The following is a 21,768-nucleotide window of genomic DNA, read 5'->3' as shown; positions in this document are numbered from 1 at the left end:
GTTCCACCTGGTGCGGGAGGAAGATTCGTCCCTCAGCGATGAACTGTTTTAGTTCCTGAAAAGTTTGAGGACGTTGATCTCTCAAAGGACACATGACTGACATTGGCACCTCCGTGGCAGATGCATTTCGCGCAGGATAAGTCGTCGCATTTCTTGGGATGGGCGATACAGCGGGCGATATGGACCGGACTGCATCGCCATGACGTCAATTGACGGCAACTGGCCTGCCTGTCTGCCAGCTCACAGTAGCGGCCTCCGCCAATTTCTGAGCCTGGAGCCCATCCAGCCCCCCTGGCCGCGGCGAGGAGTTGCCGCTGTCGATCGCTTCGATGAAGGCGTTGATCTCGTTGGCGTAGGCCTGTGCATAGCGTTCGAGGAAGAAATATTGAACAGGATCGCCGCTGACGCCGTTCGCATTGGAAAGCTCGACGCTCGTGGCATGGATATTCTTCGCCGCGAGCATGCCGGCAGCTCCATGGACTTCGATGCGCTGGTCGTAGCCATAGGTCGCCCGGCGCGAATTGGTGATCACGGCAATACGGCCCGAAGCCGTCTGCATCTGCACGGCGGCAGTATCCACATCGCCCTCGGCTCCGATTGCCTTGTCGACGAGAGACGACCCCAGCGCGTTCACGACGACGAATTCCTCGCCCATGAGGAAGCGGGCCATGTCGAAGTCATGGATCATCATGTCGCGGAACAGACCACCGGAGGATTTGACGTAGTCGGCAGGCGGCGGCGCTGGATCCCGGCTGGTGATCGTCACGATTTCAATTGCTCCGACATCGCCCCGGCGCAGGCGCGCTTCCACACTCGCGAAGTTCGGGTCAAAGCGGCGATTGAAGCCGATCATCAAGGTCGACCTGTTTTTCTCAACGACGTCGAGGCAGCTATTGATGCGCTCGACCGAAAGGGATACCGGCTTTTCGCAAAGGATTGCCTTGCCGGCGCGTGCCGCCGCCTCGATGAGGTCGGCGTGGCTCGGGGTCGGTGTCGCGATAAGGATCGCATCGACGTCGGCGGAGTTGATGACGTCCTCCGCGTCGGCAACCCCGGCGCCGGTCTGCGCGGCAAGCGCCTCTGCCGATGCCTTGAAGGCATCCGCCACATAGGCGAGCTTCGCTTTCGGGTTCGCCGCGATAGTTGCGGCATGCACCTTGCCTATGCGGCCGGCGCCGATCACTCCAAATCTGATCATTGATGTCTCTCCATTATCTGTAAGTCTTGACTATCGAAATCTAAACGGTGAAGGCGTTGCGGAAGCGGGCAAGCGCCGTCTCGTCATCACCCGAGGCCCAGGCCTCCATGCCGATCGTGCCGCGATAGCCCATGTCCTTGAGCGCGCGGGCGATGGCCTTGTAGTTGATCTCCCCGGTGCCCGGTTCCATGCGACCGGGAACATCCGCCACCTGGATTTCGCCGATATAGGGCAGCGCCCGCCGGCACAGCTCGATCAGGTTCCCCTCACCGATCTGGGCGTGATAGAGATCGAGGTTAAGCTTCAACGCCGGCCGGTTCACGGACGAAACGAGCGCGAGCGTATCCTCGGCCTTGGCAAACGGGGTCTTGGGGTGATCGACGGCTTGGTTGAGGTTTTCGAGCACGAAGGTCACGCCCTCCTGCTCTCCGAGGTCGGCAATGCGCTTCAGCGTGTCGCGCGCCTTGAGCCACATCGCACCCGTCACTTGGTCAGCCTTGACGACCGGCAGTCCATTGCCGTCGAGGCCGGTTCCGTGCAGGTTGAGACGCGGGCAATTCAGCTGCCGGGCAACGGGGATCGATAACTTCGCGGTTTGCAGTAATTCTTCCGCACCTTCATCATCGGCAAGCGTGCCCGACACATAGCCGGTCATTGACGAAAAGACCGCTCCCGATCGCGCAAGCGTGGCGATGTCGTGTTTTGTCCAATCCCAGATTTCGGCCTGAAAGCCGAGTTCGCTGATACGCTTCAGCCTGTCGACCACAGGAAGCGACTTGAAGACCATTTCGGCGCAGACAGCGAGCGTGAAGGGGGATGATGTATTCGACGGACCGTCGTTCATGACCATTTCCATGTTTGTTGATTGAGAATGCGGCAGCTTGCCAAAGCCAATCCGGCACCGCGGGGATAAGCAGGGCTAGATTGTGCCGCCGAGCTCCTCGGACAGTTGCTGCAGCTCCTTACCGCCCGCCATCAGGTTCTGAAGCTCGTCCATCGCGATATCCGCCTTGGCAAAAGTGCCGAGCGTCTGACCGCGGTTGAGAATGGTGAAGCGGTCCGCGACCGCATAGGCGTGCCGAACATTGTGGGTGATGAAAATCACGCCCAGTCCGTTTTGTCGGACCTGGTGGATGTATTTCAGCACCATCGAAGTTTGCGCCACGCCGAGCGCCGAGGTGGGCTCATCGAGAATAAGGATCTTGGCACCGAAATAGACCGCGCGTGCAATCGCAACGCATTGGCGTTCGCCACCCGACAGTGTGCCCACCGCCTGATTGGGATCGCGGATATCAATGCCGATTTTGCGCATCTCTTCACGCGTGACATCGTTGCAGTGCGCGAGGTCGAAGTGACGGAATGGGAAGATGCCTTTGCGAGGCTCCCGCCCCATGAAAAAATTACGCGTGATCGACATCAGCGGAATCATTGCGAGGTCCTGGTAGACCGTCGCGATCCCTGCATCGAGTGCGTCGCGCGGGCTGCGGAAGTTGACCGGCTTGCCTTCGACCAGGAAGACACCTCCGCTTGGCCGGACGACGCCAGACAGCGTCTTGATCAAGGTGGATTTGCCGGCACCATTGTCTCCGAGGAGACACAATACCTCTCCGGCCGACACTTGCATCGACACGCCGTTGAGAGCGATCACGGAGCCGTAGTGCTTGACGATATCGGTTACTTCGATGATCGGCGTTCGGTTATTGACGTCTGGCATGATCAGCGCTCCCCGGTAACCTTGCGGCGAATGAAATTGTTGAAGAGAACAGCCAGCAGCAGCATCGAGCCGAGGAAGACCTGAAACCAGTCGGAGTCGAACCTGGTATAGGTCAGGCCGATGGAAACCGAGCCGAAGATAATCGCTCCGAAGAAGGCGCCGATCGCCGAGCCATAGCCGCCGGTGAGCAGGCACCCGCCAATGACGGCGGCGATGATCGCCTCGAACTCTTTTTGAAAACCGCGTCGGGCGTCGGTCGAGCCGGCGTCAAGCACGGTGATGATGGCGACCAGCGCGGCGGCACATGCCGTCAAGGCGAACAAGCCGGTTTTCACCCGATGGACAGGCACACCTGAGTTTCTTGCTGCATTCGGATCGCCACCGGCCGCGAAGATCCAGTTGCCCATGCGGGTGCGCAGCAGGACCCAGGTTGCAGCCAGGGCAAGCACGACGAACCACAAGACCGACACCGGGATGCCCGTGACCTTCGGCAGGCCATTGGGGAACTTGTCGATCAGATCGTGATCTGCAAGCCAGACAAATAGGCCCTTCAGCGCATCGCCGGAAAAGAGCCCGAGCAGCGGACTGTCCTTCACATGATCGCCGATGCCGCGAAGCTGCGTCGAGCCGCCCGTGGCCCATTTCAGACCGACGAGGGTCAAGCCGCGCAGTATGAACAGAAATGCCAGAGTCACGATGAACGACGGCAGGCGGGTGTGGATGACGATCTGCCCATTGATCGCGCCCATGAACGCCGCAAACAGCATCGTCATGACGATGGCAACCGAAAGGGGTTGACCGAAATTGGTCAGGATGACGCCGAAGATCAATCCTGCGAAAGCCACCATCGAGCCGATCGAGAGATCGAACTCTCCGCCGATCATGAGCAGTGCCGCCGCTATGGCGAGGATTCCCAGTTGCGATGCCGGCGCCATGATTGTCATCAGGCCGGAAAGGGAGAACATCGTCGAATCTGCAGTAAGAAAGAAAAACACGATGACGAGGACAAGGCCGGCGACCGCACCCAGTTCGGGCCGCCGCATCATATGTGTTAAAAAACTCACTTGTTTGACGCGCTCATCGACCGTCGGCGCAGCCGCCGTGTTCTGCTCAAGCGAAGCCATAACTCCTCCCATGTAATCTTTGTTTTGAGGTAGCGGCGGCGCTGCTCGGCAGCGCTCTTTCAACCGAACCCCCTCCCCTCGAGGGGGAGGAGATTCTGCGAGAATGCCTTTCGGCAAGTCGGTCAGCGAATGCCCTTGGCGGAAAGATCGACGACCTGGGCGGCCTTTTCCTTGGTGATCAGGTTCGGACCGGACGGAACGTTGCCGCCTGGGATCAGCCCGTATTTGGCGTAATTCGCCAAAAACACGACCGGCAGATAACCCTGCAGGAACTGCTGCTGATCAATCGCGAAGGCTGCCTTGCCGTCGGCCACGGCCTTCAGGAAATCGGCCGAAAGGTCGAAGGTCGCCACGCGGATCTTGCCGGTCATTCCGACATCCTCGACAGCCGCCAGAGACGGCTCGCCGGCGGTGCCGGCACCGAGCGCCATGACGGTATCGACAGCGGTGTTCGAGCTCAGCGCCGCCTTGACCTTGGCCCGGACGTCGGCAGGATCGTTGCTGACGGGCAGAACCGTGACCTTGCCGCCAAAACCGTCGGCAAAGCCCTTGCAGCGCAGATCGAGCGCGACATTGCCGACCTCCTGATTGACGCACAAGCCTTCCTTACCGCCCAGCTCATGCAGCTTCGCGCCAGCGGCCTTGCCGGCGGTGTATTCGTCCTGGCCGACATGCAGAAGCGCCCCCAATTCCTTCGATACGTCGGAACCGGAGTTGATCGAGATAACCGGAATGCCAGCGGCCACGGCCTTCTTGATGGACGGACCGAGCGCCGAAGAGTCCGGGATGGAGACGATCAGCCCGTCAGGTTTCTGATTGATGGCCGCATCGATGAGTTGGCCCATCGACACCATGTCGAATGTTTCCGGCGCCCGATAGTCGACGCTGACGCCGATATCCTTCGCAGCTGCGTTGACGCCGTTCTTGACCACGGACCAGAACGGGTCATTGGCCTGGCCATGGGTAACGGCAACGATGCGAATGTCCGCCGCATTGACGATTGCTGAAGAACACATGAATGCAACAGCGACGGCAGCGCCCGCGAAAAGCGATTTCAAACCAGATTTCATCTAACCCTCCCAAAAACAGTCCGCTCCATACGGACCCGCAGTTGCTACCGGTAGCAAATCCTTCTGCACCCGGTAGCAAGCTGGGACAAACTACTTTATTGTCGGCAAAAATCAAGCATCCATTCCATTTTTATTTTTTTATGGAATATTCATTCCAATCAGGAGGAGACAGTCATGCGCAAAAGGGCGACGGCAAAGGAGGTGGCTGAAGCTGCCGGCGTATCGAAATGGACGGTCATCCGTGCGTTTACACCAGGTGCATCCATTACCGACGCCAGCCGGCAAAAGGTGCTTCAGGCCGCCGAGGCGCTGAACTATTCGCCGAACCTGCTTGCCCGCAGCCTCGCCACAAACATCACGCATCAGGTCGCGGTCTTCGTCGATGACTTCGCCAATCCGCACAAGCTTCCGGTTCTGGAGATGCTCACCGAGCGCCTGCAGGCGGAGGGACTACTGACTGTATTGATCAATATCAATCGGCATTTCGATCACGTTCACGCGCTGATCAATGCCGACCAACGGCAATTCGACGCGGTGATCCTGTTCGGGACGGCATTTCGCGAGGAAACGCTCGGCGATCGACGCCTCGGCCCAGGTTTTCCGCCGATGTTCGTTCTGGCAAGAGACAGCCAGATCCCCGGCGTCCCGGCAATCGCCTGCGATGCGGAACTCGCTCTCAGCCAGATGGTCGATTACCTGTTCGACAAGGGCTATCGCCGTCCGGGCTTCATGACGGGAGCAAGAACCCTGTCGACGGCACTCGGCCGGCGCCATCATTACGCGAATTTCTGGCGGCGGAAGGGCGTCGAGAGCGTCGTAGAGCTCAATACAGACCGATACAGTGCTGAGGCGGGCGCCGAAGCGGCGCGAGCCTATCTGAGCGCTACTCCGCCTCCCTCGCGCGTCGATGTGTTGATGTGTGAAAACGACATTCTGGCGTTAGGAGCCATGGATACGGCCCGCAGTGAATTTGGTTGCCGCGTGCCGCAAGACCTTGCGGTGGTCGGCTTCGACAATATCGAGCTTGGCGCGACGCCGGCCTATGGCCTGACAACTTACGAGCAGCCCACTTATGACATGATCAACACGATAGTGGAGATGATTACCGGAGCCCGCGCCGTTGAAGCTGTCACCTTGCCAGGTCATCTCGTTTCCAGACTATCCGCCTGATTGCCGGTGTTGAAGGGAAGCCGCGGCTCGATATTGTCGCACCTGGAAGCCCATTCCGGTGGTTATCACCGGGCCCTCGGCTTGGAAAGCGGATAGATCAAACTTGCAAGCGCGCCAGCCAATCCATAATGCGGCTGACCGCTTCGTGATACCTTTGCCCGACCAGCAGACCCGTATGCGTCGTGCCGGCAAGACCCAGATATTCGCCGCCGATATGGCGCGCCGCCGCCCGGCCGCGCCGGTCATCGTCTTCATTGCCAACAGCGGAGATGACAAGGCTTCGACAGCTAATCCTGCTGCCGTCGACGGAAATCCCCTCCGCTCCGAAATGAAAGGAGAAGGCGCTGAAAGCCTTGCCTGACTCAATCGACAGGTATTTCCGCTGAAACGCAATATCTTCGAAGATCTCATCGGCGCTGACCTGCTCGCCGCGCGCCGGCGCGGGCACGACGAGACCGTGCGCCTGCGGAGCAAGGCCCTGATAGGGCACCTCGTGATGCACTTGCTTGCAGATGCTGGAATCGATCAGCACCAGCCCGGCGATCTCCACGCTTTCCGCCAGTTTCTGGCTCAGGATGCCGCCCATGCTGAAGCCGATCACGATAGGCGGGCTTCCGCTCTCATCGACGATTTCGGCGATCGCCACCTGAATGTCTTCGAGATAATCCTCGAATCCGACCCGCGTGAAATCGACCGATCTGCTTTTGTAATGGCCACGCAGATTGATGCAGTAGGAGTCCCATCCTGCGGCCATGAAATGCGGAATGTACTTGCTCCACATCCAGCTTCCGGTGAAGGCGCCATGGACAAACAGCAGAGGCGGCCGGCCGGCCCGCTGCGAGCCATGGTTCCCATGGAATATCTCAAGAAAAAGGTCGTTCTCTCCGATGAATTTTTCCCTGTGCTCGGGCAACTCCTTTGCATAGTCCCGCATGGCATTCGCTCCTTCAATTGGGCAGGCATCCGAGACAAAGGATATTTGTTACGCAATGTTGATCAACCAACGCACATGGACTTACATAAAGGACAAAATGTCCTCAATTGGGAGTGGCCGTGGATAGTCTTGCAAGCGTCGTCGCCTTCGTTCATGCCGCCGAACAGCGGAGCTATGTCGCCGCCGCGCGCCTTGCCGGCGTTTCGCCGTCGGCCATCGGAAAGGCGGTTGCGCGTCTCGAAAGCCGGCTCCGCGTGCGGCTCTTCAATCGCACGACGCGCAGCATCAGCCTGACAGAGGAAGGGGCGGTCCTCTACGAGCACTACAAACGCGTCCTCGACGACATGCAGGATGCAGAGGCAGCCGTATCAAAGGGCCGGGACCGGCCAAGGGGGCGCCTGCGCGTCAGCGTTCCACATATCGTCGGGCACCATCTTCTGATGCCGATCCTGCCGAGCTTCACCGCGCAGTTCCCCGAGATCGAACTGGACATCGATTTCGAAGACAGGGTCATCGATCTCATTACGGAGGGGCTCGATGTCGTCGTGCGCAGCGGCGAGCTTGCCGATGCGCGGCTGATCGCCCGTCGTCTCGGCGAGCAGCATTTCGTCGTCTGCGCGAGTCCCGCCTATCTCGAACTTCACGAACGGCCGGACACGCCCGACGATCTCTCGCGGCACGCCTGCATTCACTTCAAATATCCATCGACCGGCCGCACCGCGCCCTGGGCCTTCCGCCCGCCGCACGAGCGGCTGCTTCTGCCGAAAAGCTTGACATTCAACAACACCGATGCCGGGCTGCGGGCGGCCAGGGATGGGCTCGGCCTCGCGCATCTGCCCGTCTATGTCGCCGAGCCGCATATCCGGGCCGGCACGCTGATCCCCGTCCTCACCGCCTTCATGGCGCCCTTCGGCTCGCTCTCGCTCGTGTGGCCGTCAAACCGCCAGCTTTCACCCAAAATCCGCGCTTTCGTGGATTTCGTCGTCGAGAACTTTGCTGCCCGGCTCGGCACTCCATTTTCATACTTCGGAGAATGAGTCGCCGGGCCGTGTCGAGCGGCGGAGCGCTTTTGCAACGAAGGACCATCAGCCCTTCCGCAGTCTCCAAGTCCGGATTTCGAACGGCATGATGTCTGCCGGTCCTTGGCGCTCCATCGGCTCTTCAAGAATGTTGAGCGGCTGCGACGCGCTCCATCCGGAAGGCAGGTTGAGAGAGAGGCGGCCGCGCCGGCCGGCGGGTTCGTAGAGGCGCAGGATGAGGCCGTCGCCCTCTTCCGCGGGCTTCAGGCCCGAGAAGGCGACGGGCGTACCGGAGACGGCAAGCGGCGCGAAAGTGCCGACGGAGAGGCCGTGGGCTTCTGCGGTGACGAGCGGCTGGTTCAGGTCGAGCGCTTCATCCAGCACGCAGCTTTCATGCCAGGCGCCGTCATGCGGCATCAGCGCATAGGTGAAGTTCTGCTCGCCTTCGTCGGCCAGCGGATCCGGATAGATCGGTCCGCGCACCAGGCTCATGCCGATCACATTGCCGCGAGCGCTGTGACCGTATTTGGCATTGTTGAGCAGCGCGACTCCGAAGCCCGGCTCACTGATATCGACAAAACGATGGGCGACGGCCTCAAACATCGCCTGTTCCCAGGAGGTGTTGGTGTGCGTCGCCCGCTCGACCACGCCGAACGCGCATTCGAAGGTCGCCTTGCGCGACCTGACGTCGACGGGGTTCAGCGTGCGCAACAGAGTGCGGCGGTCATGCCAGTCGATCGTCGTTTCGATGTCGAGCCGCTTGGCGTTCGCCGTAAGGACATAGGTTTGCGTGACGCTCGAATTGCGGTAGCGATGGACGACGCGGATCGCCGCGCGATGCGGGCCGCTTTCGACGAGGCCGATGCTTTCGGGCGCTTCGAGACGGACGGCCTTTTCGGCATAATCGGCATCGATATCCCAGGCGTCCCAGTTGCGCGGCTTGTCGGCCGGATAGACCCAGAGCTGGTTTGCCGAGCCGTCGACCGCCTCACGGCCGCTCGCCTTGTGAAGGAGGCTCGCGACCGCGCCGTCCCTGCCGATGACGACGGCGAGATGATCGTTTTCGAGGCGATCGGAACTCGCCTTGAGCCCGGCCGCCGGCTGCAGCGCCTGCCGGTCGAAGACGGCGACGGACAGGGGTGCGACATTTTCGGCGGCCGAGACGACGGTGCCGTCGGCGAGCGTGGCGCTGAGGGGCCGCGGCACAAGCGACGGGTTGACGACGACAAGCGCATCGCCGACGCTGCCTTTCGGTAGCTGGGCCGACAATAGCTGCAAGCCCTTGGCCTGTTCGGCCTTGGCGTGCTCGATGACCCCGCCGAGCTCCTGCTCCGCGTCCTGATAAACCTCGCGGATGCTCGAACCAGGCAAGATGTCGTGGAATTCGTTCTTCAGCACCACGCGCCAATCCGCCTCAAGGCTCCTCGGCTTTTCAGCTCCGAGCATGTGGGCGAGCGACGCCAGCGTCTCGGCGGTGATCAGCGCCCGTTCGGCCTGGCGGTGTTTGCGCTTGACGCCGCTTTGCGTCGTCAGCGTCGCCCGGTGCAGTTCGAGATAAATCTCGCCATCCCAGACGGGCAGGTTCTTCTCCGATGCAGTTCGGTGCGCCTCTTCGTAGAAGCCTTTGACCGTGCCCCAGCGCGCCTGCGGGATGGCCGGAAAATCGCGCAGCTGCACTTCGCGCTCCACCATTTCAGGCGTCACGCCGCCGCCGCCGTCGCCATAGCCGACAGCGAGAAGCGAGGCATGATGCTGCACCTTGCCGCGGAAATTCTTCCAGGTCGGCAGATAGCAATCGGCCTGCACGAAGCCGTTATAACCCTGCATCGGGTTATCGAAGGTGTGGGTCAGCACCTTGCTGCCGTCGAGGCCCTTCCACCAGAAGAGATCGGAGGGAATGTGATTGGTCTCGCTCCAATTGACCTTGATGGTGAAGAAGCTGTCGATGCCGCCCTGTCTCAGGATCTGCGGCAGCGCGCCGGAGAAGCCGAAGCAGTCCGGCAGCCAGCAGACCGTATGGCGCGCGCCGAAGGTCTTTTCGAAATAGCGCTGGCCGTAGAGAACCTGGCGGGCGAGACTTTCGCCTGTGGGCATGTTGGTATCGGGCTCCACCCACATGCCGCCGAGGGTTTCCCACTTACCTTCCGCGACCTTCTTCTTGATGCGATCGAGAAGCTCCGGGTCTTCCTCTTCCATCTGCGCGTAATAATGGGCGGTCGATTGGTTGAAGCGGAAATCGGCTGAGCGCTCCATCAGCGACAGCGCCGTGTTGAAGGTGCGCCGCATCTTCCGCCGCGTCTCGCGATAGGGCCAGAGCCAGGCGAGATCGATATGCGCATGGCCGGTCAGCACCAGCTCGCCATTGGCAGGAAAGCGCTTCTGCAATTCCTTCAGCCGCGCCGTCAGCGCCTCGAAGGCGGAGGCGGCAGAAGCGCTCTGCTCGTCGGAGAGGCCCGCCGGATTGTCCTCGAGTTCCGGCAGCTCCCAGATCTTCTGCTGCATGACGGCATCGGCGGTGCGGGAGACGTAAGCGGCGGTATCCGACGGCCAGTCGAGGCTGCGCAAGGCCTGCTCGGCCGCATCCATCATATGCGGCACGACTTCATGATCGCCGAGCACCTCGATCGCTTCGGCCACCTGCTTCAACAGAAGATGCAGGCGATGGGCCGGGCCGTCGAGCCAGATCAGCCGGGCCTTGTTGAGCCGCGGCGTCCGGTTCGGCTCGCCAAAGGGAAAGCGCGCGACGCTTTCCGTCGCAATCGAAAAGCGGCGGCCCCTGACCGGAAATTCCTGATGGTAGGGATCGAGTCCGAACGTCTCGCTCTCGCCATCAGGATAGCTCAGCGTGATCAGGCTCTCGCCGCCGAGATCGAGCTGCAGGCGGATATCCTCGAGCGGCCAGCCCGCCGGCGCCTCAGCTTCCGCAGCAAAATGCACGACGCCCTGGCGATGCGGCCAGTCCTGATGATGGCCGATCGGCTCGCCTTCGAAGGTCCAGCCGTCGATCGGGCTACTCTGCCGATCCCGCCAATGCGCGAGCTCCGCAATGCGGACTTTGAGGCGATCGAGGCGTTGGGCAATGGTCAAAGGCATGGCTTATCCCTGTTCAAAAATCGGCCGCGAACGATCCGGAGTCATGGGCTTTGGGAGATGACGGATGGTGCGGCAGAGCTCGCGATTGCCGGCCCCTCCTCCCAGCGGGTCCTGCCGAGTCTTTAGATTAAGTAACTTTGATTTGCCGTCAAGTGCAAAGGAATGCGGAGGTTCGTAGCCGACGGAAAATGATCAAAAAAGCTTTGAGCCTACAGGGCAGTCCGTGCGGACATTTCCGGATTGTCAGCGAGCCTGAGTTTACCTTGCTCGAAGGACCGTCGTGGCGCGAACCACCCAAAATCGCGCATCGGAAGTGGTCGAGAGCCTTTCCTCTCCCGGTCGGGGACCAAGGTGCCGCTATGTGCTGGACGCCGTGATGGGACTGGAACCGTCAGCCCGGTAATGTAGAATCCCCGCCCGCATCCTTACTTTTGCTCAGAACGATAACTCGCCCATCGAGAGCTTTCGCAGCGCGATGGCGACATTGGCGACGAGCCCTTCCTTTTTCGGACCGCAATCGGGATAGCGGGTCATGTTGTCGCCGTTGTGCATGAAGACATATCCGCCGCGCCCGGCCGGCGTCGGATATTGCCAGATCCAGTCCGACGGTTTCGGATCGTGCTCCGGGCCGACATCGGTCAGCCAGATCGCCCGCCCCGCGCGAGAAATGCGAGCAGATCTTCAGCTCGGCTCTTGAGAAAGAACTCATCATGGCTGCTTGGAATGTAGAGCGTGTCCGTCCTGTCAAGAATCCCGGGGCCGAGCTCGTATTGCGGAACGAACGAGGTTTCCAGGCCGGCCTGTGCGAGGCTTTCCTGCAACCCGTCAGGCTGCCACTCCGATGGGACATGCGAGCATTGCAGATAGGTGAACCGGTTCCTCAAAGGCCGCTCGATGCTGAGCTCGCGGTTCAGCCAGGGATAGAAGGAACGCAGGCACCGCGTGGTCGCCGGCATGAAGCGCTGGCCGTTGTGCGAATGCGGGTCGAGCGTCGAGAGCAGCAAACGCCCGCCGCCCGGCAATGCGGGAAAATCGAGAAACAGACTGCCACGGCCATCGTCGATCTCGAGGATCGAGCGCGCGCTTTCCGGAACATTGTAGGAGCCGCCCCAGTGCCAGCTCATGTGAGACAGCGGCATGCTTTCGGTGATTGGATGATGCGGTTCGGAAAACCTCACACATTATCGCGGCGGGCGACCCATGCGAGGCTCTTGGCTTGGTGGAGGCAGGAATTCGAGGCTATGCATGCCGAGCGTTGCTTTGCGACAATCACCGTTAGCCCGCGTTCGGACTATGGAAGCGGTCGCGCCAGCCGGATTGCAGCCCTCGAGCATTTCCTCGCCGATGTCCAGAGCCGCGCCGATGTTATGCTGATGACATGCGCCGAAGCGGCTCGGCTTCACCAGTCCGCCGCACTCTAGAAAATGCCGCGGGCCGCAGCCCGCCGGCCCGCCACAATGTCGAACAGCGGTTGATCTCATGCATACCTATCCGGACGTAAGGCTTTTCATCGGCGGCGAATGGCGCGACGCCCTGGCTGCGGAGACTATCGCGGTCGTCGATCCGGCGACCGAGGAGGTGATCGGCTGCGTCGCCCATGCGCGTCACGCCGACCTCGATCTCGCGCTGGAAGCGGCCGACAAGGGCTTCACGCTCTGGCGGCAAACGTCGGCCTTCGACCGCTGCAAGCTGATGCGCAGGGACCGCCGACATCTTGCGCTGACGCGCGAGCAGGGCAAACCGCTCCATGAGTCGAGGCGGGAGGTCACAGGTAAGAGGCAAAGGCTGTCCGAACCATGTGGACAGCCATCAGCGACACGTAGCAATACAAAGCAAATGTCGACAAAATCGATCATGCCTGTGCGGAATATCTCGCGAGATTCTGTCTTAGAAGATCAAGCAGAGCATCTCTTTGTGGATCTCGAACTGCTTTCATCCACGCAGCCGCCAACGGCAGTGTCTGCGTCGCCTGGCCGGTCCCGTCGTCAAGAGGGAGAAAGCGGACGCCGGCTGAAGCGAGCGATGATGTCCATCTTGGGACGACGGCGAGACCAAGTCCCGCCGCGACCATGCTGACGATCGTTTGTTTTTCATCGGCTACCTGGGCAATGTATGGGTGAAGGCCTGCCGCCGCAAACATATTCAGAGTAAGATCATAGCTGTGGGGTCTGGATCTCCTGTCCGGTACAATCAGCGGCTCACTCGCTAAATCAGGAAGAGAGATGCTATTATTGTCGGCGAGTACATGCGCGGACGGCACTGCCACGACGGCTGTCTCAGAAAATAAATCCTCGACTGCGAGGTTTTGGCTCATTCCAGAGCGCGGCCTGATGAACGCCAGGTCCAACCCGCCGGCCAAGAGCTTCGGCACAAGCCGAATGGATTTGTCCTCTGTCAGTTGGGTTTTGACATCAGGCGCGATTGCTCGGAAGTCCTGGATCAGCGTCGGGAGGAGGCCGGCGGCCGCGCTGTCGATTGCGCCTATGCGCAAGACATGACTGCGTTGCCGCTGGTTCGCGCGAAACCGTTGTTCAAGCTCATTCAGCCGGGCGAGAAGCGGTCTGACCTCCTCCAAGAGAGCGACCCCGTCCTCGGTCAGCGAGACGCTTCGGGTCGTGCGGTACAGCAACTGGCTCCCAACCGACTCTTCGAGCAAGCGGACGTGGCGTCCAAGCGATGCGGGTAGCAATCCTATCCTTTGAGCCGCCCGGCCGAAATGAAGCTCTTCCGCAACGGCAATGAAGCAGCGCAACTGTTCAAGCTCCATGTGCCATCTCCCATTATATCGATTTTTTATATAATTTTTTGGTGATTGAGTAAACCGAGCTCCAGGTCCTAGGCTTTAGTCGAGCGGAGAAAGCCCTTCCTTCCTGCGGTGAATGCAAAGGCGCTACTGGAGAAGATTGATGCGTGAATACTTTATCGCAGCCATCCCCGCCGACGGGATAGGCCCCGAGGTCATTGCTGCCGGACGGAGCGTACTCGCAACTCTGGAAGAACGTCTGGGCGACGTGAAATTCACCATCGAAAACTTCGACTGGGGTTCCGACTATTACAAAAAGCACGGCGTGATGATGCCCCGCGACGGGCTTGAGCGGTTGAAGAAATTCGATGCAATCTATTTCGGCGCCGTCGGAGCGCCGGATGTTCCTGACCACATCACCCTATGGGGGCTCAGACTGCCGATCTGCCAGGGCTTCGACCAATATGCCAATGTCCGGCCGACCAAGATCCTTCCAGGTATCACCCCTCCGCTACGCAATTGTGGCGTCGGCGATCTCGACTGGGTGATCGTCCGCGAGAATTCCGAAGGCGAATATTCCGGCAATGGCGGCCGTGCCCATCGCGGCCTGCCGGAGGAAGTTGGAACCGAAGTCGCTATCTTCACGCGCGTCGGCGTCACCCGCATCATGCGCTATGCTTTCAAGCTGGCGCGGGCGCGACCGCGCAAGTTGCTGACGGTGGTGACCAAATCAAATGCCCAGCGACACGGCATGGTCATGTGGGACGAGATCGCCGCCGAAGTGGCTGAAGAATTTCCCGACGTCACCTGGGACAAGATGCTGGTCGATGCCATGACCGTCAGGATGACGCTGAAGCCGCAAAGCCTCGATACAATTGTCGCGACCAATCTGCACGCGGACATCCTCTCCGATCTGGCCGGCGCGCTCGCCGGCAGCATCGGAGTTGCACCCACGGCCAATATCGATCCGCAGCGCCGCTTCCCCTCGATGTTCGAACCGATCCACGGCTCGGCCTTCGACATCACCGGCAAAGGCATTGCCAACCCCGTCGCCACCTTCTGGACTGCGGCCCAGATGCTGGAGCATCTCGGCGAGCAGGAGGCCGCGGCCCGCCTCATGCGCGCTGTCGAAACGGTCACCGGCGCGGGCATCCTCACCCCGGATGTCGGCGGGACGGCCACCACCAAGGAAGTCACGGACGCCGTCTGCGACGCGATCCACTCCTCCAACGCCTAAAGGAGGAACGAACCATGACTTGAGACGATCAGAAGGCGCGGGGCGACATTGCGTCGTATATTTGACGTTGCAAACGCCAGCCCAGTCCAGCCAAGATCGTCCCACGGCATCTGCCACTTCTACCGCAGGGGCGTCGCATCGTCGTCGGCGCCGGAACGGACGCCGATGACATTCGCGCCATTCTCATTAGCGGAGACCAAAGCCCATGAAACTCGACCGTACCGACATCAAGATCCTTCATGAACTGCAGAAGAATGGACGGATCACCAATGTCGAGCTCTCCGAACTAGTCAACCTGTCGCCCAGTCCGTGTCTCATACGCATAAAGAAGCTGCAGGCGGAGGGCTACATAGAAGGGTATTCGGCTCAGATCGATTTCAACAAGCTTGCTCAGACCCTGACGGTATTCACGGAGATTACCCTGAAGAACCATCGGCAGATCGACTTTGCCCGCTTCCTCGCGACGATCGAGAAGATCGACCAAGTGATGGAATGCCATCTGGTTTCCGGAGGCTACGACTACCTTCTGAAGTTCGTCACGGCGGGGATAGAGGAGTACCAGACGATCATGGAGCGGCTCATCGACATGGAAATCGGCATTGACAAATATTTCAGTTTCATCGTGCTCAAATCCCCGCTCGTGAAAGCGCGTATGCCCTTGACGAGTCTGTTTCAGCTATAAGTCACAGGATCGGCGACGGCAGCATAAAATGCCGTCCCTGCAATTTGCCGCAGTTGTTCGTTCCTCTCAAAACCTCGAAACGCAATCGACATGTTTATCCAACGTGTTAGTCTGACGGCCCGAGACACGGCAGTACACCATGCCGCGCCTCTTTGCAGCTCGACAGGCGGAGTGACGCGATGAAACTCGACCGGATCGATATAAAGATTCTACATGAGTTGCAGAAGAATGGGCGCGTGACCAACGTAGAACTCGCCGAGCTCGTCAACCTTTCCCCGAGCCCCTGCCTGATGCGAGTGAAAAAATTACAGTCGGAAGGTTTTATCGAAGGCTATTCCGCGCAGATCAACGTCGCCAAGCTCGGCCAGACGCTAACGGTTTTCACCGAGATTACCCTGAAGAACCACCGGCAGGTGGACTTCGCCCGTTTCCTGGCGACGGTCGAAAAGGTTGACCAGGTCATTGAATGCCATCTCGTCTCCGGTGGCTATGACTATCTCTTGAAATTCGTTACAGCCGGGATCAGCGAGTATCAGACGATCATGGAGCGACTCTCCGATATGGAGATCGGCATCGACAAATATTTCAGTTTCGTGGTGCTGAAGTCGCCCATTGTCAAAGCCCATATGCCGTTAACGAGTCTGTTTCCTCTGTAGCTTGATCCCGCGCTTTCAATGCCACGGGGGCAGATCCTTGCCGAAATAAGCTCTCCGACCGTTCAGAATGGCGTAGAGCAATCCTCTGACCTCATGGTCGTCGGCTATGTAAACGCGAGCGGAGGTGCTCAGCCTTACAAGACCGCGCGCACATCGGAACCGGTCAGAGTGTCTTCGAGCCTCTGCGGCTGCGCTCGATGATCGCGATGTCATTCGTCGTGCAGCAGAGTGGCGGCGCGCAACCGAGGACACCATTGGCGAAGGCCCGGATGCCCAAGCCACTGAGGCCTCCGGATCACCCGAGCGCCTGGTTGGTGAGAGCAAAGATGGTGGGACCGGAATCTCCAATCGCGATTGGCGGCTTCATCATGGCAATGGCACCGCTCACATGAGGGAGGCCCTGCTCGGAGAGCCATTGGGAAAGGCCGGCCGCGGCGGCGGTGGTATCGACCCTGAGGAACTTGCCGGGCCGCGCGGCAATAAAATAGGAGATGAGTGCCTTGGCGTCGTCGAGGTTCGCGGCGATGACAGGACCGATAACCTCGCCACGGCCAAAAGTGCGAAGGAAGGCGAAACCGGTGACCTTGCCGTCATGGCGTACCACAGCTAATTCACCGGTTTTCGCAAGATATGAAATCAGATCGCTGCGATCAGCTCCGAAAGCCTTTCGATCGAGTTCTTCGATGACAGCGACATCGGTTAGTGTTGCGGCCATCGCGGCCGGTGGCGCGGCTACTCTCTCTGCAATGCCTTGGTGCTGCAAAATGCGGCCGGTCTCACGGAAACCAAACTTTTCGTAAAGCGGAAGACCTTCAGCCGTCGCCACGAGCCGCAACGACCGCTCACCGGCAATGCCTATCGCGGCCTCCATTAGTCTGCGGCCAAGGCCGCGCCCCCGCATGGCCTCGTCGACGATGACCATATTGATCGTAGCGCAGTCTTCCCGATACCGCGTAACTAGGACGGTGCCGACCACTCGGCCGTCCTCGATGGCGACGACGCCCTCACTTAATGCAAGCGCCATCTGCCAATCCTCGGGGCGATGGGGCCAGCCTGCCTGCCGGGAGAGGTTCACGGCGGCACTCAGATGTTCGGGGCTAAAAGCGGCAATATCGATCTGACTTGTCTGCACGACACTTCCTCGGATTTCTTGTGTAAATGGTGAATGAGTGTGAGTAGGCAAATCGACCAAAGGCTGCACTCTCAGTGACATCTTATCGTTTTCCCCTCATGGTCCGCGGCATCTTATGCTGGCACCGAATGACCCACGCGCCCGCCATCAGCTTGTCCTCGGAGCCTACCTGCGCACACTCGCGCCCGAGGCCGGACTGTTTGAAACCGCCAAAAGAGGCTACCTCGGTGAGATGGCGCCGGTGTTAAGTCCGGCCAAGCCGAATTCGAGTGCTGCGCGTCAACACGCCAGGCTCAGCTTTCGGTGTAGACGTAGGCGGCGCGACCAAGAGGCTGGGGCGCCAGTAGATCTCTCCTTTGGACGGGATCAGCGGCTGGCGCTGGTAATGCCGCCTTTGCGCGACGATGCCCCCTCGCCAGGATCAAGGCATCGAAAGCAGCCACAAAACGTCCCTGGCGCGCCAGCACCAGCCCGGCAGAAAGGCGCTAATACGCGGTGCGAAAATCGGTCAGGGCATCAAATCCTTCATTCGGTAATAGGTGCCCACAATAGGCAGGAACCAGGGATTCCCGGCATTCAGCGGAACCGCGGGCCAGGCGAAACCGTCAAGCGGGTTGGCGTCCTTGCGCCCCATGGCCATATCGGCAAGCGCGTTACCCATGAAAGTCGACAACTGGGCTCCGTGGCCGGAATAACCCATGCTGTAAATCACCCCTTCGGCGCTGCCCGCCCGAGGATAACGATCCTGCGTGCAACCGACGAGCCCGCCCCAGCAATAGTCGATCTCGACATTTGCGAGCTGCGGGAATATGCCAACCATCTGCTGGCGCAGAAGCTGACCGGAGCTGACGTTGGTTTTCTGGTTCGATACCGCCGAAAATCTGGCCCGCCCTCCGAACAGCATGCGGTTGTCGGGTGTGAGGCGGAAATAATTGGCGATGTTGAGGGAGTTCGTAAAGTTGCGGTTGCCCGGAACCGCCGCGGCCATCTCCTGCGGGGTGAGCGGTCGTGTCACAATGATGAAGGAAGCGATCGGCATGAGCCTTCGTCGGAAATAGTTGAAGGTGCTCGGCGTATAGGCGTCTGTCGCCAGGATGACCTGGCGCGCGGTTAGCCTGCCTGTCGGCGTGTTGAGCCGCCAGCCATTCCCCACGCGTTCGCGCGCGGTGACGGGGTTACGTTCCCAGATTGCGGCGCCATAGCGGTGGGCCGCCTGCGCCAGGCCGTTGGCGTAGCGTCCCATGTGCATCATCGCGGATTTCGGAGAGAGAATTCCGCCATGGAAGGCATCCGATATCACCTCCTTGCGGAGGTCCTCACGCGTCAGCCATTCGGCTGACGGGTCGACCTCCCGGCGGATTTCTGCACACATCGTTTGGAGCTTGGCCACGTGGGACGGCTTCGATGCCAGCTTGATTTTGCCGCCCCGGCGGAAGTCGCACGCGATCTTTTCATCCTCGATGATCCGCTCAATCATATCGATCGAGTCATCATAGGCTCGCCACAAGCGGCGTGCCCGGTCTTCCCCGAGATGCTGTTTTGCGGCGCTGAAACTTGCGAAATGGCCGCTGTTGAGGTGCCCTCCATTGCGACCGGACGCACCATACCCGACGTGCTCCGCTTCCAGCAGGGCGACCTTCACCCCGGATTGCGCCAGTTTGCGCGCAGCGCTCAGGCCCGTGAAGCCCGCACCGATCACCGCCACCTCGAAATCTCCCGAGACCGGGCCAGCGGTGCCGCTTGCAAATGGGATGGAAGTCTCATGCCAGTAGGAAGCAAATCTCATCACCCCAAGCCCTTATGCTCGTCTGATCGAATGCGTCAAGTATAGGCCTGCTTGCGCTCAATAGTGCGGGGCGATCGGCTGCGTTCCGCAATTATTGGCTTTCTTATGAGGGGCAAACCACAGGATATTCTGTTTGGTGCCATGCGCCCCAGGTGCCGCAGATTTGAACGTGCTCGCTGCCTTCCGCCGCGCCCACCGCGATGAGCGCTCAGTCATAAACGCGAACATGGATCTTGCGCATCGTCTCGATGGAGCATCCGAGTTCCACTCTGCGTCGGCGGCAGGTACGACGTGACAGGTGAGTAGGCAGGCCCTATTGTCGCGCAGATTGAAGCAGCCCCTTCCGGCCATAGGGCGTCACCAGGCCTGCCATCTGGCGACGATTTACCGATCCAATCCGCGATAGCTCCGCTGGAGAATTCACGACGGAGGAAATGCGACCCGTCTGGCGAGAATATCTTTGGCGTTCTTGCGCGAACATGGAGGCGGCTCGGATGACACCACTCTAAGCGGAGCTGAGTGTTATTCCTGCCGAATCGCGGCTTTGTTAGGTAAGAAATTGCGGATAATGCCTAAAAGCAAGCCGAACCTGCCGCTCTCTGTATGTAAATATTCTAACAAGATTGCAACCTAAGCCGGGATCAGAGACACTGCCAGCGCGGTGGGCGATCCGGAGGATGGAGCGGATAGCTGAAATGCAAAAATCGGTGCGCCTGAAATCGTTCGAACTAATCGCCCAGGACATCCAAAGCGTTGACGTAAGCCTGCTTCACGCCTTGTCGACCGGCGTCGGCTGGCCGCACCGTCTCAAGGATTGGGAGTTCCTGCGCCGCGCCGGCCGAGGCATCGTCGCCGTGGATGGAATTGGACGCGTCTTCGGAAGTGCAATGTGGTTTCCTCATGGTGACGATTTTGCCACCATCGGGCTCGTGATCACATCGCCTCGCACGCAGGCAGAAGGAAACGGCCGCTGGTTGATGCAACAAGTGTTCGAGCAATGCGGCGACCGCAATCTGGCTCTAAACTCGACCGACGCGGCTTATAAACTCTATCTATCGCTCGGTTTCACAAAGGAAGCGACGGTTTACCAGTATCAGGGAGACGTCGCTCCCGCGCTTCCCGCGCTGCCAGCTTTGAATGGCGAGTTGAGCGCGCTGTCGATCGATAGGATAGAGGAGATTACCGCTCTGGACACATCTGCCTTCGGGACGAACCGAGCGCGATTGCTTGCCCTTCTTGCAGAAGGTGCTGCAATTTGCGTGCTTCGGCGCGGCGGCGAACCTGTCGGCTATTCCATGTGTCGCGAGTTCGGGCGCGGTCACGTGGTCGGCCCTATCGTGGCAAGCAATGATCACGATGCGATGCATCTCGCGGCCGTGCATCTTAAAGATCTGGCTGGTCAATTTGCCCGCGTCGATACACGGGAGAAAGGCCCATTTGCGGACTTTCTTCAACAAAGCCGGCTGGCTATATCCGAGACCGTTACGACCATGTCTAAAGGCCGTCGCTTCCTGAATCGACAAGCGAACGAACCGGCGGTATATGGCCTCGCTGGCCATGCCTTGAGTTAGGCCAGACGAGCGAAAATCCAAAGCTGCGACCATCCAGCACGATGGTATCCCGCTGATCTGCCGCGCGAGACACGCAGACCATCGTGCAGTCAGTTGCCTCTCTCCGGCGGGCGGTCAACAAGACGATGATTGATCCGGCCCGATAGCAATTTGGTCTTGCAATTCCCGCAGTTTCCTTCCTGGCAAGGATCTGCTGACGTTTAATCGTGGTCCGCAAGCACCTGGGTGAGGGTTTTGTCGGCGGCGCAAAATGGCTTTTGCCCGACTTGGCGAGTTTCGACCTCGAGAGCATTGTCACCCACACGGTGTGTTTCACTGGCTCCGAAACGGTCCGAACAGACTGTTACGCCGAAGTTGAACCTCGTGCACCTCTCCTCATCATGTCGAAGGCGAGTGGCATGATTAGGAGCCATCGGTGCGTGATGGCCGAGCCGTTTCCTTGTTCTGCCGGTTGGCGATCAGATCATCGACGACAGCAGGATCGGCAAGTGTCGAGGTGTCGCCGAGCGCACCGAAATCGTCCTCGGCGATCTTGCGCAGAATGCGGCGCATGATCTTGCCCGAGCGGGTCTTCGGCAGGCCGGGGGCAAACTGGATCTTGTCGGGCGAGGCGATCGGCCCGATTTCGGCGCGCACATG

18 protein-coding genes and 3 pseudogenes are annotated in these 21,768 nt (G+C 59.9%); 7 read left to right on the top strand and 14 right to left on the bottom strand.

Features of this window, described 5'->3' with window-relative positions:
* Nucleotides 1–205 precede the first annotated feature (205 nt).
* The 5 genes from iolG to EFR00_RS14620 form a co-directional block, all read right to left on the bottom strand.
* The gene (gene iolG / locus EFR00_RS14640) at nt 206–1,198 is read right to left on the bottom strand and encodes an inositol 2-dehydrogenase (protein ID WP_040112406.1); all 993 of its coding nucleotides are present in this window, start codon (nt 1,196–1,198) and stop codon (nt 206–208) included.
* Between the two features lie 40 nt (nt 1,199–1,238).
* Complete coding sequence (locus tag EFR00_RS14635; RefSeq protein ID WP_077988955.1) at nt 1,239–2,042, bottom strand: TIM barrel protein; 804 nt, start codon at nt 2,040–2,042, stop codon at nt 1,239–1,241.
* A gap of 75 nt (nt 2,043–2,117) precedes the next feature.
* Entirely contained in the window at nt 2,118–2,912 is a 795-nt protein-coding gene (locus tag EFR00_RS14630) for an ATP-binding cassette domain-containing protein (protein WP_040142174.1), read from the bottom strand.
* 2 nt (nt 2,913–2,914) lie between these two features.
* Entirely contained in the window at nt 2,915–4,036 is a 1,122-nt protein-coding gene (locus EFR00_RS14625; RefSeq protein WP_009991852.1) for an ABC transporter permease, read from the bottom strand.
* Nucleotides 4,037–4,158: 122 nt separating this feature from the next.
* Nucleotides 4,159–5,106, bottom strand: coding sequence for a sugar ABC transporter substrate-binding protein (locus EFR00_RS14620; protein WP_077988954.1), 948 nt, complete (start codon nt 5,104–5,106; stop codon nt 4,159–4,161).
* Nucleotides 5,107–5,280: 174 nt separating this feature from the next.
* On the opposite strand from EFR00_RS14620, the gene EFR00_RS14615 reads away from it, so the two are divergent.
* Nucleotides 5,281–6,276 (top strand): substrate-binding domain-containing protein, encoded by a 996-nt coding sequence (locus EFR00_RS14615; protein WP_077988953.1) that lies wholly within the window; start codon nt 5,281–5,283, stop codon nt 6,274–6,276.
* A gap of 97 nt (nt 6,277–6,373) precedes the next feature.
* Here EFR00_RS14615 and EFR00_RS14610 read toward each other — a convergent pair whose 3' ends face one another.
* Complete coding sequence (locus EFR00_RS14610; RefSeq protein ID WP_040142182.1) at nt 6,374–7,210, bottom strand: alpha/beta hydrolase family protein; 837 nt, start codon at nt 7,208–7,210, stop codon at nt 6,374–6,376.
* Nucleotides 7,211–7,329: 119 nt separating this feature from the next.
* Between EFR00_RS14610 and EFR00_RS14605 the strand changes: the two genes are divergently transcribed.
* Entirely contained in the window at nt 7,330–8,247 is a 918-nt protein-coding gene (locus tag EFR00_RS14605) for a LysR family transcriptional regulator (protein WP_170961430.1), read from the top strand.
* Nucleotides 8,248–8,295: 48 nt separating this feature from the next.
* Here the strand turns inward: EFR00_RS14605 and EFR00_RS14600 are convergent, their stop codons facing one another.
* Both EFR00_RS14600 and EFR00_RS14595 read right to left on the bottom strand, forming a co-directional pair.
* Nucleotides 8,296–11,322: an alpha-mannosidase gene (locus tag EFR00_RS14600; protein WP_077988952.1), complete on the bottom strand. Its 3,027-nt coding sequence runs from the start codon at nt 11,320–11,322 to the stop codon at nt 8,296–8,298.
* Nucleotides 11,323–11,960: 638 nt separating this feature from the next.
* Entirely contained in the window at nt 11,961–12,500 is a 540-nt protein-coding gene (locus tag EFR00_RS14595; protein ID WP_225882536.1) for a hypothetical protein, read from the bottom strand.
* 301 nt (nt 12,501–12,801) lie between these two features.
* Between EFR00_RS14595 and EFR00_RS14590 the strand changes: the two are divergent.
* Nucleotides 12,802–13,104, top strand: a pseudogene (locus tag EFR00_RS14590) (aldehyde dehydrogenase family protein); the annotation flags it as partial.
* 70 nt (nt 13,105–13,174) lie between these two features.
* Here the strand turns inward: EFR00_RS14590 and EFR00_RS14585 are convergent.
* The gene (locus EFR00_RS14585; RefSeq protein WP_077988950.1) at nt 13,175–14,089 is read right to left on the bottom strand and encodes a LysR family transcriptional regulator; all 915 of its coding nucleotides are present in this window, start codon (nt 14,087–14,089) and stop codon (nt 13,175–13,177) included.
* A gap of 139 nt (nt 14,090–14,228) precedes the next feature.
* Between EFR00_RS14585 and EFR00_RS14580 the strand changes: the two genes are divergently transcribed.
* The 3 genes from EFR00_RS14580 to EFR00_RS14570 all read left to right on the top strand — a co-directional run bounded on the left by EFR00_RS14580 (nt 14,229) and on the right by EFR00_RS14570 (nt 16,640).
* Nucleotides 14,229–15,302, top strand: coding sequence for a tartrate dehydrogenase (locus tag EFR00_RS14580; protein WP_077988949.1), 1,074 nt, complete (start codon nt 14,229–14,231; stop codon nt 15,300–15,302).
* Nucleotides 15,303–15,507: 205 nt separating this feature from the next.
* On the top strand, nt 15,508–15,984 hold the full coding sequence (locus tag EFR00_RS14575) for an Lrp/AsnC family transcriptional regulator (RefSeq protein WP_077988948.1): 477 nt from the start codon (nt 15,508–15,510) through the stop codon (nt 15,982–15,984).
* Nucleotides 15,985–16,163: 179 nt separating this feature from the next.
* Entirely contained in the window at nt 16,164–16,640 is a 477-nt protein-coding gene (locus EFR00_RS14570) for an Lrp/AsnC family transcriptional regulator (RefSeq protein ID WP_040112430.1), read from the top strand.
* 134 nt (nt 16,641–16,774) lie between these two features.
* Here EFR00_RS14570 and EFR00_RS33545 read toward each other — a convergent pair.
* The 4 genes and pseudogenes from EFR00_RS33545 to EFR00_RS14550 form a co-directional block, all read right to left on the bottom strand.
* Nucleotides 16,775–16,923, bottom strand: a pseudogene (locus EFR00_RS33545) (aspartate aminotransferase family protein); the annotation flags it as partial.
* Between the two features lie 12 nt (nt 16,924–16,935).
* Nucleotides 16,936–17,772: a GNAT family N-acetyltransferase gene (locus tag EFR00_RS14560; protein ID WP_077988947.1), complete on the bottom strand. Its 837-nt coding sequence runs from the start codon at nt 17,770–17,772 to the stop codon at nt 16,936–16,938.
* Between the two features lie 82 nt (nt 17,773–17,854).
* Nucleotides 17,855–18,104, bottom strand: a pseudogene (locus EFR00_RS33540) (aldehyde dehydrogenase family protein); the annotation flags it as partial.
* 176 nt (nt 18,105–18,280) lie between these two features.
* Nucleotides 18,281–19,558 (bottom strand): NAD(P)/FAD-dependent oxidoreductase, encoded by a 1,278-nt coding sequence (locus EFR00_RS14550; protein ID WP_077988946.1) that lies wholly within the window; start codon nt 19,556–19,558, stop codon nt 18,281–18,283.
* Between the two features lie 695 nt (nt 19,559–20,253).
* Between EFR00_RS14550 and EFR00_RS14545 the strand changes: the two genes are divergently transcribed.
* On the top strand, nt 20,254–21,129 hold the full coding sequence (locus tag EFR00_RS14545) for a GNAT family N-acetyltransferase (protein WP_077989153.1): 876 nt from the start codon (nt 20,254–20,256) through the stop codon (nt 21,127–21,129).
* 402 nt (nt 21,130–21,531) lie between these two features.
* On the opposite strand, the gene EFR00_RS14540 is transcribed toward EFR00_RS14545, so the two are convergent.
* On the bottom strand, nt 21,532–21,768 hold a 237-nt coding region (locus EFR00_RS14540), incomplete at its 5' end, for an AMP-binding enzyme (protein ID WP_425376254.1).

Origin of the sequence: Rhizobium sophoriradicis (assembly GCF_003939025.1) — a bacterium.
GTDB classification, from domain to species: Bacteria; Pseudomonadota; Alphaproteobacteria; order Rhizobiales; family Rhizobiaceae; genus Rhizobium; species Rhizobium sophoriradicis.
The sequence above is the reverse complement of the archived record's forward strand: the minus strand, read 5'-3'. Positions and strand labels throughout refer to the sequence as shown.

Excerpts from the sequence above, each read along its gene's own strand:
- iolG (WP_040112406.1), bottom strand. The coding sequence starts at position 1,198 with ATGATCAGATTTGGAGTGATCGGCGCCGGCCGCATAGGCAAGGTGCAT.
- EFR00_RS14635 (WP_077988955.1), bottom strand. The coding sequence starts at position 2,042 with ATGAACGACGGTCCGTCGAATACATCATCCCCCTTCACGCTCGCTGTC.
- EFR00_RS14630 (WP_040142174.1), bottom strand. The coding sequence starts at position 2,912 with ATGCCAGACGTCAATAACCGAACGCCGATCATCGAAGTAACCGATATC.
- EFR00_RS14625 (WP_009991852.1), bottom strand. The coding sequence starts at position 4,036 with ATGGCTTCGCTTGAGCAGAACACGGCGGCTGCGCCGACGGTCGATGAG.
- EFR00_RS14620 (WP_077988954.1), bottom strand. The coding sequence starts at position 5,106 with ATGAAATCTGGTTTGAAATCGCTTTTCGCGGGCGCTGCCGTCGCTGTT.
- EFR00_RS14615 (WP_077988953.1), top strand. The coding sequence starts at position 5,281 with ATGCGCAAAAGGGCGACGGCAAAGGAGGTGGCTGAAGCTGCCGGCGTA.
- EFR00_RS14610 (WP_040142182.1), bottom strand. The coding sequence starts at position 7,210 with ATGCGGGACTATGCAAAGGAGTTGCCCGAGCACAGGGAAAAATTCATC.
- EFR00_RS14600 (WP_077988952.1), bottom strand. The coding sequence starts at position 11,322 with ATGCCTTTGACCATTGCCCAACGCCTCGATCGCCTCAAAGTCCGCATT.
- EFR00_RS14585 (WP_077988950.1), bottom strand. The coding sequence starts at position 14,089 with ATGGAGCTTGAACAGTTGCGCTGCTTCATTGCCGTTGCGGAAGAGCTT.
- EFR00_RS14580 (WP_077988949.1), top strand. The coding sequence starts at position 14,229 with ATGCGTGAATACTTTATCGCAGCCATCCCCGCCGACGGGATAGGCCCC.
- EFR00_RS14575 (WP_077988948.1), top strand. The coding sequence starts at position 15,508 with ATGAAACTCGACCGTACCGACATCAAGATCCTTCATGAACTGCAGAAG.
- EFR00_RS14570 (WP_040112430.1), top strand. The coding sequence starts at position 16,164 with ATGAAACTCGACCGGATCGATATAAAGATTCTACATGAGTTGCAGAAG.
- EFR00_RS14550 (WP_077988946.1), bottom strand. The coding sequence starts at position 19,558 with ATGAGATTTGCTTCCTACTGGCATGAGACTTCCATCCCATTTGCAAGC.
- EFR00_RS14545 (WP_077989153.1), top strand. The coding sequence starts at position 20,254 with ATGCAAAAATCGGTGCGCCTGAAATCGTTCGAACTAATCGCCCAGGAC.